We start from the raw sequence: 14,139 nt of genomic DNA, 5'->3' as shown, positions 1-14,139 counted from the left end.
CTTGGGGATATAAAATTCCATTAAAAAGAAAATGTTAACGTCAGGTTAATTAATAACATTTTACATTGAAGATTTTTTAGATAAAAAAACTGTATTTTTAAAATATATGAGATAAGTAACTATATTTAGTGATGGTGTTTACCCGAAAAATGACGAGTTCGCTAGATAATGTTTCATAAACCTTACTTATATTAAGGGTAAATCATATATTAATAGTCAAAAATCAGAGATTTTAATAAATAAAATTAATGTTTGGTTTTATTTATTACTCGTATGTGAGTTTGTTATTTTTATTTTATTTAATTAGTATTGCTCGCAGTTAGTTATTCTTATGTTATTCAGTATCTACTTTGTATTTTTCAGAAAGGAAATAAAAATGGCAGCTAGATATCCTATTGCCAAAATAGTAGGGAGCAGAATAAAGAAGCTTAGAAGGGAGTATGGGCTAACGGGAACTGAAGTGGCAATGGCTTTGAATGTTAGTCAACAACAGTTTTCTCGCTATGAACGAGGTATTAACAGAATAGATATCGATTCATTAGTTATGATTGCAGACTTCCTTAAAGTCAGTGTTCATTATTTCCTTGAAGATATAGAACAATCAAATAGCTGGACCTCTGAATATAATTCATTATTGAGTCATGGTTTTTATTCAAAAAATAAAAAAAACGAAGGTTAGTGCTTGTTTTAAGGATCTCCTTATATTTACGGTTCATGTTAGTAGTTATATTACTTCACATGTTATCGGACATCTCAAGTCATTAAAATAATGATATGAATAAAGTTAACTGAATTCTAGTTATATCAATAATACTATTGGTATGGCTGTGTACCAACTAAGGTATTTCCTTAGTATATATTAATAATATCATGAAATAAGGGTTTAAAATGAAAAAGACGCTATTAGCATCTTCAATTATCGCATTAACATTCACTGCTGCATCAACTTCATTCGCTGCGGATGTAGGAAGTGGTACTATTGAATTTAATGGTACAGTGAATACTGGTGCTTGTACTATTGCACCTTCTTCTGTTAATAAAGAAGTTCAATTAGGTTCTGTTCCAGCGGCATCATTACAAACAGCTGGTTCACAAGGTCCAAATGTTGATTTTACATTAGAATTAACAGATTGTATTTTGGACCCTACTGCAAGTGGTACTGATTATTCTAAGGTAACAGTTAAATTCACGGGCCAAATGGATGCTGCAGGCACCTTATGGGCAAATACTGGTACTGCTACCAATGTTGGTGTGTTATTCCAAAATGCAAGTGGAACAAATTTAAAAACAAATGATACTGTTGAGCAAAGCTTAAATGCAGGGACAAATGTTATTAATTTATCTGCTCGTATGCAGGCATTAGGTGCAGCTACAGCCGGTTCTGTTAAATCTACAGTCGCTTACGTTTTAGATTACCAATAAGTATTAATATAAAAATATTAAAAAAACAATAAATCTTATATTTGCTGATTATGCTGTGTATAGCAATTGCTTCACAGCATTTTCAGTTATATGAGTTCATTCAATAAATCCATTATAGAATATTGCGGCTAATGAAAAAGAACAATTTTAATAAAAACATAGTGACTAGTTTAGTATCTAGTTTATTGTTTTACACTTACTATGTTAATGCGGATTCTGTTCAATTTAATGAAGACGCATTATCTATTTTGGGTAATACTAATATAGATCTAAGTGCATTTGAGAAAAATAAAATTAGTGAAGGTTCTTATTTTTCTAATGTATCGGTAAATGGTCGAAGAATTAATTATTTTGATCAAATAAATTTTTTAAAAAAAGATGAAAAGATACAACCTTGTATTTCTAGAAGCTTAGTAGAAGTTATTGGGTTAAAAGAAGATTTTATTAAAGAAGTGCCTACATGGGGAAATGGTCAGTGTTATGATCTTACATCACAGGATCAAAACATTCAGGCTAGATTCGATGATGAAAAGCAAGAGTTAATGCTTTCAATACCTCAAGCTTACTTTCAGTATTCTGATGACAATTGGGTTCCGCCTATGCAGCGGGAAGTTGGGGTTAATGCGCTCGTCTTGGATTACAACCTTGTTGAAAACTATATTAAATATAAGAATACTCGAGATATTAATAATTTTAGCTCATTCGGTTCTGTTGGTGCGAATGTAGGGCGTTGGCGTGTCCGCAGTAATTATCAATACCAAAAAGATTTTAATGATAATAAAAATGATAATTTTAAATGGGTACAAACTTATTTATTTACAGATTTACCTAGCTTATCTGCAAAATTTTTTGCGGGTAAATATTATACAGTAAGCAATGTATTTGATTCTGTACGTTTTAACGGTGTTAGTGTCTTTACTGATGAGAACATGTTACCGGCTTCTCTAAGAGGGTATGCACCGAGTGTCACAGGAACCGCGACAAGTAATGCGACGGTTACTATCTCGCAAAATGGACGTATCTTGAATCAAATGAAAGTGGCACCAGGGCCTTTTTCAATTGATAATTTAAGTTCCTCTTTATCGGGGGCTCTTGATGTTAAAATTACAGAGGAAGACGGCTCTATACGTGAGTACCAAGTTTCCTCGACTAATATTCCATTTTTAACACGCCCAGGCATGGTGCAATATAAACTAAATGCAGGTCGGTTAGACCCAATGGGATATAAAAACATTAATGATGATTTTATATCAACTGAAGCCTCTTGGGGGATCCTCAACAATTTGTCTATTTTTGGTGGTGTTTTCGCAACCTCTAATGATGAATACCATGCCTATAATGCGGGTGTTGGGGTAAATATGGAACGCTTTGGTGCAATATCTTTTGATATTACACAGTCGAGAAACCAACTACAGGATATCTTTTTACATACTGGTGAAAGTTACCGTATTAATTATGCAAAACGTTTTTCAAATTCGAGTCGACTGGATTTAACAGGGTATCAGTTTTCTAACGAAGGCTTTATGTCAGTGAATGACTATATTAGTTTAAAAGAAACTCCGTTAACACCACATTATCGGCAGAAAAATGTATTTACGACTTCTTTTACACAACAACTCCCTGATATACAGGCTGATATAAGTTTAAGTTACTCGCGGGAAAGTTATTGGAAAGAATCAAAAAATAACAATACTCTTAATTTATCGTTTAATAAAACAATTAACACAAGTTTTATAAATAATGCGATTTTATCATTATCGGTCGGTGAAAGTAGTTACGTAAAAGGTAAGCGCTCTAAGCAAGCATACCTTTCGTTAAGCGTCCCATTTGGTGGTGAAAGAAATTCACGGATTCAATACTTTAGTTCTTATAATGATATTGATAAGAAATATAATAGTAATATTAATTACAACTCTAAAATTAATGATAATAACGTTAGTTTAGGTTTATCAAGTAAAGACTTTTTTGAAAATGCAACAATGAATGCATCCGTTTATCGTGACACGCAATATGGTACTGCACAACTAACGGGTTCCTATGGCGAAGACTACCATACATTAAGTGGTTCTCTAGACGGCTCTTTGACCATTACCAGTCAAGGCCCAGTCTTACACTGACGAGTTTATGATAACCAAGCTCGTATGGTTATTGATACAGATAAGGCTAAAGGGGTATCAATTAATAAAAATGAATCAGTCACGAATGGGTTTGGTTTAGCCGCAATTAGTAATGTTCCAACCTATTATAGGTCGACCCAGTATGTGGATCTTAATAATGTACCAGACAATGTCAGCATTGATGACAGCGTGATTGAATCAAATTTAACTGATGGTGCGGTTGGTTATTCAAAACTCAATACATTAGTGGGTGAAAAAGCGTTAGTCACAATTAAATTCCCTGACGGCAATACGCCTCCATTTGGTGCTTTAGTTTATGGCTCTGATAATAAAAATGTATTGGGAATGATTGCAGAGGAAGGGCAAGTTTATTTAACGGGCTTCCAGCCAGACCAACAATTAATAGTTAAATGGAGTGGTGACCAGTCATGTCGAATTATGCTAGGTAAACAAACTCATTTAACCAGTAAAAACATAACCTGTAATAAAGAATAGAAAATTATGAAAAAACTTAAATTAATAATGAGTGCTTTAATTTTAATTAGCACATACACACATGCATCAATTTCTGTTGACCGTACTCGCGTTATTTATGATGAAGCAAGTAAAGGTGTTAGCGTTGTGATTGAAAATATTGATAAAAAAGATCCTTATTTAGTCCAGTCATGGATCGAAAATGAAAATGGCGAAAAAATTTCAGAACCACTGATTGCTTTGCCTTTATTACAACGTGTTGAAGCAAATCAAAAGAAGCAGGTTAGAATTAGTTTATCAAAAAATGATGTGAAAATACCGAACAACCAAGAGTCATTATTTTATTTTAATGTCTTGGGTATTCCACCGAAAACTAAGCTAGAAAATGCAGTTGAAATTGTTATTCAATCACGTTTTAAATTATTTTATCGCCCGAGTGAATTGAAAAAATACCCTAATAATGATTGGCAAAAAGAGTTGAAAGTGGAGAAAGTGGGAAAATCATTAAAATTAACTAACCCGACTCCCTATCACATTGTTGTGATTAATGTTAATGATAATGAATCTAAAGTTCCTGATTTTAAAGAAATTGTTGTGAAGCCAAATAGCAATGCAACATATTTACTATCAGATAAACAAGTGAAATCACCAAAAATGATTGTGACTTATATTGATGATTATGGAACACCAAACTTATTGAAATATACATGTAATACAACTTGTTCCTTGTCAAATGAAAAGGATAAGAGGTAAGTTATGTTAATTTTGAAAAAAATAAATGCATTCGCTATATTATCTTTATTTTTGCTAAGTTTTCAATCAGTAGCTGCAGTTAATAATTGTGTACCGAGTTCAGGAGCTACATCTATAGAACAAGAATTAACCTTTGATATTGCAAATAGTAGTGCTTCAATTCCAAATGGTACCTTATTGACATCAGCAATGAGCTCATATATATCAATGAGATGTGAGTTTACTGGTTCATCAAGTACAACTAATGCTGTTTACTTTAAAAATACAATGCCGAATGCAATTAAAACATTGTTGATTAATAGTGGTGTCAGTGTGACACAACAAAATGCAATTTCATCGCCTAATCCAGTAACGATAACTAATCCAACTGTTCCAAATATTTATTTAGGGTATTGGAGTCAACCAGAGACAGGAATTACACGTAATATTGCTTTCATGTATAACTTCTATGTTTATAAGGGGGCTAATGCTCTTAAACCTTTTGATACTGGGTTATTTTTATTAGGAACTCATGTGGATTATTTAGGCAAGGATTTAGGCGGACCAACTTATGTGCGAATTAAAGGTAACTTAACCTTACTCTGCCCTGCGCCGGCGGTGAATATTACGGCTTCTAATGGGGGGAGTGTAAACTTTGACACGATTTCACCTAAACAAATGAATGCGGGAGATGTGGTTAGCCGAACTTTTAATTTAGGTATGTCAGTGCCACAGGACTGCGAAACAGGGCTGAATATATCAGTTCGTTTTGAACCAAATAATAATACGGTGCTAGGCGGAAAATATCTCGATATGGGTAATGGATTACAAACACTATTAACCCGTAATTCAACTGATATTAACTATAATGAAAGTTACAGTATTGGCGAAATCATGCCACAATCACCGATTAGTGTCCCTTTTACTGCGACATTAAGCAAGATAGCAGGTAGCACCATCGCTTCAGGTCCGTTTTCTAAAACAGTTCGAGTTGTTGTTTCATATTAAGAGTGTTAATTGACATTTTTTCTATGGTGTTATATTGAATATACATATTCTGATGCTGAGTATTATTAAATGAAAAAACTCAAATTAGTATTAGTTGATGATCATCCCATTGTGCTTTCAGGTTTGAAAGATACACTTTCTCAATCAATGAATTTAGAAATTTTAGGTGCCTACACTCAGGATGCTGAACTATTTTCTTTTTTGAAAAAAAATGAGGTTGATGTGATCGTAACTGATTATATGATGCCTAATAATACCCAATCTAGCGATGGCCAGAATTATATTCAATTTTTACGTCGTCAATACCCAAATATTGCTGTGATTGTATTAACGATGGTTTCTAACCCAATGATTATACAAATGTTATATGATTCAGGGGTGAGCGCGGTGGTGTCAAAAGAGGCACCATTAAGCGACCTGATGAAGGCTATCACATTAGCGGGGCAAGGCCGCCAATATCGTATTCCTGTTGCAGATATGACAACGACATTAAAAAGCCGTAATGCGATAACATTAAATGATAGGGTAAAGACATTATCACCTCGTGAACTTGAGGTATTGCGACTTTTTGTTCAAGGTAAGCCTATTGTTGATATTGCTAAGCAATTAAACCGCAGTGATAAAACTATCAGCTTACAGAAAAATGCCGCAATGCGTAAATTGGGTGTTGATAATAATCAAGCGTTAATCAGTTATTGCCTTACACACCATTTATTTGACTGATTTTTTTTATCCAATTAGCTAATTGATTGCAAATATTCTGGTTAACCTGAGTATCAATGTGTGTTGATGCCTGTGAATCTAATGTTGCCTCAAACTCACGAAGCTCATTAGCTAATTCACGTTGTTCAACACTAATTAATGCGCCACGGATACGGTGGGATAACTGCTTTATTTCATCAGTATTATTATCTTCGACAGCTCGGCAAAATTGAGCAATATCGGTAATAAAATGATGAATAATTTTTTCTCTATCCTCTCCATTTAGTGGGTTAATCATTTTTAGGGTTGCCGTTTCTAAAGTTGAGGAGGAGTAAATCGGGAATAAACGGTTGAATAATTGAATTAAGGTTTCTAGCTCTATAGGTTTTACAAGCCATGAATCCATTCCAGATTCTAGACATCGCTCTTCTTCTTCTTTTAATCCATTCGCAGTAACACCAATAATTGGACATGTTTCGCCTTCACTGCGTAGCTGTTGTGCAAGCTCATAACCATTACGATAAGGCATATTAACGTCTGTAAGGATGATATCGACAATTTCGTTATCCCAAATTACCAATGCTTCTTCACCATCATTGGCAATAAATACCTTACAACCGAGTAATTCAAGCTGCTCTTGTAGAACAACTTGGTTAATGGGGTTATCTTCAGCAATTAAAACGCGAAGCGGATATTTATGCATATGAGTTTGTATACGAGATGTTGGACAAATAAGGGGTAACTGTTCTTTATTATTTTGTAGTAAGAATAACTGCTGATTTAATTCGGATAGTCGAAAATTCATCTCAGGGCTTACCCATTGTTGTCCATCCCAATGAGTCGGCAGAGGAAACGATGGAATTAATATGCCGACAGCAATAACGGATGAGGTATCTATGGGGAGGCTATTTTCTGTGAAATAAACATTAGCCCCCCACCGTTTTAGCCATTGCGTTATATTTTCAGTCAATAATGGGTTTGGGGTTTGTAACCATATATTGGTGTTTTTTAGCGGCAGCCAATGTGGTTGCTGTATATCGAGAGCTAAAGGTAGTGTTACGAGAAACGAGCTACCAACCCCAGTTTCACTTTGTAAGCTTATTTGCCCATCCATCAATTTGATAAGTTTAGAGCAAATAAATAGGCCTAAGCCAGTACCGCCATAGGCATGAATTTCTGAATGAGCTTGATAAAATGGCTCAAATAATTTTATTTGTTGTTCAGGGCTAATTCCAACACCGGTATCACTGACACGTATTAATATATTATTATTACTTCTTTTAAGTTCAATAGTAACCGTACCCTTGTGGGTAAATTTAATTGCATTACTGAGTAAATTACCTAAGATTTGTTGCAGTCTAGCAGAGTCACCAATTCTATTTGCTTGTACACTTGGGTCAATAGTAGCAAATAGGAGTAACCCTTTTTGCTGAGCAATACCTTGATATAGTTGAACAGTTTGTTGTACTAACTCTAATAAATCAAATGGCTGATTATGGATTTGAATTTGATTAGCTTCTATTTTACTAATATCTAAAATATCGCCAATTAATTGCATAAGTAATTGGGACGTTGTTGATATTCTCTCAATAAAATGAGCTTGTTGAGATGAAAGAGAAGTATTTGCGAGTAATTCTAACGTGCCGATTAGGCCATAAAGTGGGGTTCGTATTTCATGGCTCATTGTTGCTAAAAATGTTGATTTAGCTCGGTTGGCTTCTTCTGCAAGCCGCTTAGCATCATCAAGTTGTTTTTCAGTTTCTGCTTGGATGGTAATATCAGTAAATGCACATAAAATAACAGGACGCTGTTGGTAATAAGTTGCTGTACTCACAACATAGAGGACATGCTCCCCTGATTTTAAAGTTGTTTTAACGTGTTCTGTGTCAGAAAGAACCTTGATGAGTAATTCATTATATTCATTTGAGTCGTGGGGGGGTGCTGTATTGGTTATTTTTAGCCAGTAACGAGCTAACTCATTCGCGAAGCGTAACTGCTGGGTTTCTTTATCTATTACACATAAGCCGATAGGTGTTGTTGCGATAAGCGCTTGGTTGAATGCTTCATTTTCTAAAATGGCTTGTTGGGAGTCTATTGCAGGTTGTAAGATTTTTCGCTGGTACCAGCGGTGGTATCCCCATCCACAAAATAAACTAAAGAAAAGTGCAATAACTAAGCTGATAGGAAACCACAGGTTGTCTTCAAAAAAAGCAGCATAACTAATTCTATAATATCCAGTCCATTCGTCAGTTTTAGATGAAAGCTTAAGAACTAGGCCATCTTTGGTATAAAAAATACCTTCTAATGCTTCTTCCTCAGGCGCTTGGGTTGTGCCAAGTAACTGACCATATTTTGTATGAATTAGCCAAAATTGATGTGTGAGTGTGGGGTTTAACATTCGTTCCAGCACACTTAACCTAGCTTGGCTTAACATACTGACCGCATAAATATTTTTAGGGGAAATATGAGCATTTTGCCATAAATGTTCATCAAAACCGGCTGGAATAATCCCGATGAGAATATTATCAAAAGGCACTGGGCGTAGCCAAATAATTTGTTTTAAGTCAGTCGGTTGCGATTCTGAAAACTGGGCATGGATAGCAGGTAAATTTTTCCTGACGTTATCAATAACGGAATAATATAAATTTGGAGATATCGATTCATTTCCTAACACAGTGCCAACAGAAGGCACACTAATACTAATTTGGTCGTGCTCATTGACAAAAAATACAGCGGCTGCTGGGAAATAGGATCCCCCCCAAAACGTGGAATAATAATCAGCTAAATAAGCCCCCAGAGAAAATAATATGCTGGGCACTTTGGTGCATTCTAAACTTTTATCACAAGCTAGCGTGAATGGCATTGCGACTAAAGATTCTTTACCTTCGAGTAGGTGTAATGATAGTTTGGTTGGTAGTGATTGCTCTTGTATTGCATAAGTTCGGCTTTCAACTAGCTCTGATAGGTCTTGGTTTTGCTTATTTAACGATCTTAAAAATTTCTCTTGCTCATTGATATAGCCTATTAGTGACCTAAAATCGACTTCTAACCGCTTAGTTTCTTGTTGGACAATGCGTTCTGCGCTCCAAAATAATGTTGCTATTAGGATAAACAACAGAGGGAAGGCGACAGTGAGTATGCTGTTTGTGCGTCCTGATGTGCGAGTTATCCTTGAAAATGCAGTCGGAGAAGGGGTAGGCATAGTGCTGTTCTCATCGATTATAGGCAAACTCCATAATTTTCATAATAATATAAAATAAACAAATTAAACAATATTTCTTTATGTCAAAGGTTAGACAATTGCTGAATTATAATAGTCTTTCAAATCATCTAATTCCCAACCAAAACCATTTAAATTAGTGATATGGTGTGAAAGTTTCGGATGATGGCTAACGATATAGAATAGCCTATGGTAAAAATCTGGGAAGTTAATACCGAGTATAAGAATAAATTTAAACAATACATCTACGGTTAATGCATTCTCACCTCGTTCATAACGGGATAATTGCTGTTGGCTAATACCTAGCTCTTTTGCAATGCTCTCACCGCTAACACCTAACTCTTGTCGGTATTCTTGTAGGCATTTACCAACTAGCTGGCTGATATAATAAGTTGTATTTTTTTTCTTTTTCATGTGGAAACTTGACCCTAGTATCATTGATTCATAAAACTATGTTTATCTTTAAGAGTAAATTATGGCAAAAATAAAATTTTAGAATATAAGGTATTCCTTAATTAAAAATAATATTAAGTCACTTATTTCAGATTCATATGCAGAGTCTTATTTTAAACATATAGTTTTTTCTTTTTATTTTTGAGAGCTATTTTTATTATTTAACAGTATGTTAAGCATTGGCTGTGAATTGCTCGGTAAGGTTTAGTTGACTTTATTGCATTAAGGCTTGGTTACATTCTCATTACAAATTATTATTATTTATTGTTTAATATTGTATTTGATTATTTTTTTAGCTCAATAGATGGGAATAAAAAATGATATTATGGTTTTTTAATGGTTTATTTGAATAACTATTAATATAAAAACTTATTTTTAGGTTCCTAAATGAGACAATAGGCCAGCAAATACACGTAATAAGAGTGATTAATGGCCGTTTAATGGATGAAATGAGAAAAGGGTGAGAATAATAATCTAGTTATAAGCCCTAGCGTTTGGTTTTTTCCTGTTCCTCCCTAATTATTTGGCATAAGTTAAGTTAATTAACTTTGGCTTGTGGTTATTTTTATATCTATATTCTGTTTATAGGCTTATTACTCATAGCTTGCAAACAGAGAGCATAGAGAAATAGGTGTTTAGAGGAGAGTAAAGGCCATTCCGTGTCTTTAGCCTAGTTAGCTAAGTATGAGTGTTTGAAAATACAAAAGCAAAAACCCGCCTTTTGGGCGGGTTCTTTAAATAGTGGTGCCCGGACTCGGAATCGAACCAAGGACACGGGGATTTTCAATCCCCTGCTCTACCGACTGAGCTATCCGGGCAACGGGGCGCATTAAACCGTATTCAGCCGTTTGCGTCAATGCATTTTTAATAAAAAAACACTTTTTTTTACTGAGTGTTTTCTTTTTCAACAAAAGGTGTGTGTTTAGTATGCGTTAATTGGTTTTTTAGCTTAACGCTCCTTTTTTACGGCACAGTGCGATTGTCAGGATATCCTCAGAAAGGTGTTGTGCAATCTCGACATCTTGAATGTCCCTTTGTACTAATAAGCGGTTTAAACAGCCTTCGAGCACTAATTCCATTTGGTTAGCAACTAATTCCGAGTCTTCAATATCTAGCTCATCTAATAGGCTTTTTGTGAAATGAAACGAATTATCTTTTTGTAGGCGGCTTAATTGGTGGATAGGGTGTTCTGCATCTGGATAATAATTACATGCAGAAATGAATAAACAGCCCGGAAAACGCCCTTCACTGACTTTTTCAGACAATTGTTGGTAACGAGCCATTAATTTTTGTTGCGGGTTTAGGGATTCATCTAGCAAGGTTTGGCGCTGCCATACTTCAATTTGCTGGCTATGATAGCGCAAGCAATCATAAACAAGAGCTTCATCGTCTGGCCAAAACTGCCGAATAGTAGAGAAATCAGATTCAATTTCGCTGAGTAAATTTTCTGTAGATGCGGATAACCCTTGGATTTCCAATTGATTTAACGCATGACTTAAAATAATTTCACGTTGGATAGGCATTGTTAACTCCATCACAATAATGTCTGATTTTTCTCCATCATAACAATGTTCAATTGTGAATTATAGCGGTTTGCAGTGCTATCATGAGGCGCCGTTTCTGAGGTGAAATAAAATCAAATAAGAAATTGAATGGGTATTTTAAAGTGGGGAGTTTTAAGCACACAGGAGGGGGAAGAACCCCCCTGGAACGAACTTCATGGGTTTATATCGGGCTTTAATTGATCAATTTAGCTTCTAACGCTGCATCGATATAGTAATACTGAAAGACTTTTTTCATAAAGTCATCGATGTCATGTTTTCGCAATTCGAGAGCTTGTAAAATGTCCAAAAGACCTTGGATAGTAATGGCATTTTTACCTCTTTCATAACGGGAAACTTGCTGCTGGCTGATTCTTAGGCGAGAAGCTAATTGTGCACCAGTTAAACCAACCACTTTTCTGCGGTGCTTTAAAAAGGTTCCAATATAAACGGTTACATTTGTGTTTTTATTTCGTTGAGTATTTAGCATACCTCCTCCAAATATATAAATCTTGTTAAAATAAATTATTTTTGCTATTGAAAAGTTCTTGATATTTAATTCGTATTACTCCGAGTAATTAAATTATCATTATCAGATTTTTCGGGTGTTATTAAACAAGGATGAGTTAATGATTACCAATATTTATGGCGGATTGATTTTAAATTTTTGATAGATTATTTCTATCTTTGGTGCCTTCAATTCATGTGTCAAGAAAGATGGCTTAGCATTACCACCTGCTCAGGAATAAATATCAGAGCTTTATTCTAATTTTTATTTATTTTTATTTTATTCTTGAATTTATATTCCACCTGGTAATTGTAAGGAAAAAACGAGATAACTTATTATTGCGTAATTGTAGTCATTATTTGTTACAATTATATTTATAGCCTTAATATATATTATTAGAAAAATTCTTATTTTGATTTGTTTATAATCTAAAGTAATATATTTAAATGCATATTATTAAAAAATAGTTTGAGTTTTTTATCTAAATGGTTATTGTATTTTTATAATTGCCTACGTGACTTTATATGGGATAACAAAAATAATATGTTATAGGTAGGTATAAAGAACCCGTGCTATTTGCACGGGCCTGTATAAGATTAATTTTAATTAATATAAACTATAGGATCATACCGCCAAATAAGAAGCCGAATGAAACAGCTAATGCGACAGCGATAGTGCCTGGAATAAAGAATGGGTGGTTAAAGACGAATCGGCCAATACGCGTTGTCCCTGTGTCATCCATCTGTACTGCTGCAACCAGTGTTGGGTAGGTAGGCAGAATAAATAGGCCAGAAACCGCAGAGAATGATGCGATAGCAGTTAATGGGCTAACATTCAGCGCTAATGCCATTGGCATCAGAGCTTTCGCTGTTGCGGCTTGTGAGTATAGTAAAGCGGAGCAGAAGAAGAATATAACTGCTAACATCCAAGAATGTTCATGAATTAAATCACCCGCAGTTTCTTTGATCCAGTCAATGTTGTGCTGTACGAAAGTATCACCTAACCAAGCCACACCTAAAATACAAATACATGCGCTCATACCTGCTTTAAAGGTACTTGAGTTCAAGATAGCATCAGTATTTACACGGCAGAAAATAGTGATTAATGTCGCCACAGTCAGCATGATAATCAAAATTGCATTTGTGGTGTTCATTAATGGTGTTTCAACAATCCCTAAGCTTGGGCTGTTAATGATGGCATAGCAGACAACGCCAACAACCCCAAGCAAGAACAGCAGTACAGAAGACTTAGCGCCCGCTTTGATTTCTTTAACTTGGCTACCACGCAGTTCAACTAAACCTTCAGCTAAACGTTTTTGGTAGATAGGGTCATCAGATAATTTAGAGTTAAACGTCCAAGAGATGATGAATGACATCAAAATGATAGCAAGGAATGTCGCAGGTAATAGAACACTTAGAAGCGAAATATAGCTGACTGTGTTACCTGCACCCACCATTGCTGGATTTTCCATGACGGATGCCATGTAAACCACTGCCGCAGAAATTGGTGATGCTGTAATACCTATCTGTGCTGCAACGACCGCAGTCGATAATGGACGACAAGGTTTCACTCCCTGTTCTTTAGCGACTTCTGCAATAACAGGCAGTGTTGCTAACGAGATATTACCTGTCCCTGCGAAAAGTGTCAGAAAGTAGGTAACAATAGGTGCAAGGATGGTGATGTACTTAGGATTACGACGCAGTAATTTTTCGGTTTGGGCAACTAAATAGTCCAGACCTCCAGCAATTTGCATTGCAGAGATAGCGGCAATAACAGCCATGATAATTGAGATAACGTCAAATGGAATGGTTCCTGGTTTTACGCCAATAGCTGCGAGTACCAGTACACCAAGGCCACCGGCAAAGCCGATACCTATCCCACCTAAACGGGCCCCCAAAAAGATGGCCAGCAGAACAATAATAAATTCTACGGCTAACATAGTGTTTACTCCTCGACAAAATG

11 protein-coding genes, 1 tRNA gene and 1 pseudogene are annotated in these 14,139 nt (G+C 35.2%); 7 read left to right on the top strand and 6 right to left on the bottom strand.

Going from position 1 to position 14,139, the window contains the following annotated elements; all coding sequences use genetic code 11:
• Positions 1–376: 376 nt before the first annotated feature.
• The 7 genes and pseudogenes from PR683_RS08225 to PR683_RS08195 all read left to right on the top strand — a co-directional run bounded on the left by PR683_RS08225 (position 377) and on the right by PR683_RS08195 (position 6,476).
• Positions 377–679, top strand: coding sequence for a helix-turn-helix domain-containing protein (locus PR683_RS08225; protein WP_109912636.1), 303 nt, complete (start codon positions 377–379; stop codon positions 677–679).
• A 209-nt stretch (positions 680–888) separates the two neighbouring features.
• Positions 889–1,422 (top strand): fimbrial protein, encoded by a 534-nt coding sequence (locus PR683_RS08220; RefSeq protein ID WP_004907996.1) that lies wholly within the window; start codon positions 889–891, stop codon positions 1,420–1,422.
• Positions 1,423–1,553: 131 nt separating this feature from the next.
• Positions 1,554–3,761 (top strand): annotated as a pseudogene (locus PR683_RS08215) (fimbria/pilus outer membrane usher protein); the annotation flags it as partial.
• 24 nt (positions 3,762–3,785) lie between these two features.
• Complete coding sequence (locus PR683_RS08210) at positions 3,786–4,034, top strand: FimD/PapC C-terminal domain-containing protein (protein WP_267747875.1); 249 nt, start codon at positions 3,786–3,788, stop codon at positions 4,032–4,034.
• A 6-nt stretch (positions 4,035–4,040) separates the two neighbouring features.
• Positions 4,041–4,766, top strand: a complete 726-nt coding sequence (locus PR683_RS08205; protein ID WP_109912634.1) for a fimbrial biogenesis chaperone — start codon at positions 4,041–4,043, stop codon at positions 4,764–4,766.
• A 3-nt stretch (positions 4,767–4,769) separates the two neighbouring features.
• A complete protein-coding gene (locus PR683_RS08200) occupies positions 4,770–5,753 on the top strand; it encodes a fimbrial protein (RefSeq protein WP_109912633.1) in 984 nt (327 codons plus the stop codon).
• A 69-nt stretch (positions 5,754–5,822) separates the two neighbouring features.
• Positions 5,823–6,476, top strand: coding sequence for a response regulator transcription factor (locus PR683_RS08195; protein ID WP_110731653.1), 654 nt, complete (start codon positions 5,823–5,825; stop codon positions 6,474–6,476).
• Here PR683_RS08195 and PR683_RS08190 read toward each other — a convergent pair.
• From PR683_RS08190 to PR683_RS08165, 6 genes are all read right to left on the bottom strand, one after another.
• A complete protein-coding gene (locus PR683_RS08190) occupies positions 6,454–9,657 on the bottom strand; it encodes an ATP-binding protein (RefSeq protein WP_226538027.1) in 3,204 nt (1,067 codons plus the stop codon). The two genes, PR683_RS08195 and PR683_RS08190, sit on opposite strands and share 23 nt — an antisense overlap.
• A 90-nt stretch (positions 9,658–9,747) precedes the next feature.
• Entirely contained in the window at positions 9,748–10,089 is a 342-nt protein-coding gene (locus tag PR683_RS08185; protein WP_109912631.1) for a helix-turn-helix domain-containing protein, read from the bottom strand.
• A gap of 781 nt (positions 10,090–10,870) precedes the next feature.
• A tRNA-Phe gene (locus PR683_RS08180) sits at positions 10,871–10,946 on the bottom strand.
• Positions 10,947–11,072: 126 nt separating this feature from the next.
• Complete coding sequence (gene dicD / locus PR683_RS08175; protein ID WP_411268619.1) at positions 11,073–11,645, bottom strand: division control transcriptional repressor DicD; 573 nt, start codon at positions 11,643–11,645, stop codon at positions 11,073–11,075.
• 220 nt (positions 11,646–11,865) lie between these two features.
• On the bottom strand, positions 11,866–12,159 hold the full coding sequence (locus tag PR683_RS08170) for a helix-turn-helix domain-containing protein (RefSeq protein WP_004908080.1): 294 nt from the start codon (positions 12,157–12,159) through the stop codon (positions 11,866–11,868).
• Between the two features lie 634 nt (positions 12,160–12,793).
• Positions 12,794–14,116 (bottom strand): anaerobic C4-dicarboxylate transporter, encoded by a 1,323-nt coding sequence (locus PR683_RS08165; protein WP_004258703.1) that lies wholly within the window; start codon positions 14,114–14,116, stop codon positions 12,794–12,796.
• Between the last annotated feature and the right edge of the window lie 23 nt (positions 14,117–14,139).

Source organism: Providencia sp. PROV269 (assembly GCF_028477785.1).
GTDB lineage: Bacteria > Pseudomonadota > Gammaproteobacteria > Enterobacterales > Enterobacteriaceae > Providencia > Providencia rettgeri.
Note: the sequence above shows the minus strand (reverse complement) of the source record. Positions and strands in the feature narration are given on the sequence as shown.

What these genes read in the sequence shown, in the direction of transcription:
- PR683_RS08200 (WP_109912633.1), top strand. Translation starts at nt 4,770, where the DNA reads ATGTTAATTTTGAAAAAAATAAATGCATTCGCTATATTATCTTTATTT.
- PR683_RS08185 (WP_109912631.1), bottom strand. Translation starts at nt 10,089, where the DNA reads ATGAAAAAGAAAAAAAATACAACTTATTATATCAGCCAGCTAGTTGGT.
- PR683_RS08220 (WP_004907996.1), top strand. Translation starts at nt 889, where the DNA reads ATGAAAAAGACGCTATTAGCATCTTCAATTATCGCATTAACATTCACT.
- PR683_RS08225 (WP_109912636.1), top strand. Translation starts at nt 377, where the DNA reads ATGGCAGCTAGATATCCTATTGCCAAAATAGTAGGGAGCAGAATAAAG.
- PR683_RS08190 (WP_226538027.1), bottom strand. Translation starts at nt 9,657, where the DNA reads ATGCCTACCCCTTCTCCGACTGCATTTTCAAGGATAACTCGCACATCA.
- PR683_RS08170 (WP_004908080.1), bottom strand. Translation starts at nt 12,159, where the DNA reads ATGCTAAATACTCAACGAAATAAAAACACAAATGTAACCGTTTATATT.
- PR683_RS08195 (WP_110731653.1), top strand. Translation starts at nt 5,823, where the DNA reads ATGAAAAAACTCAAATTAGTATTAGTTGATGATCATCCCATTGTGCTT.
- PR683_RS08205 (WP_109912634.1), top strand. Translation starts at nt 4,041, where the DNA reads ATGAAAAAACTTAAATTAATAATGAGTGCTTTAATTTTAATTAGCACA.
- PR683_RS08165 (WP_004258703.1), bottom strand. Translation starts at nt 14,116, where the DNA reads ATGTTAGCCGTAGAATTTATTATTGTTCTGCTGGCCATCTTTTTGGGG.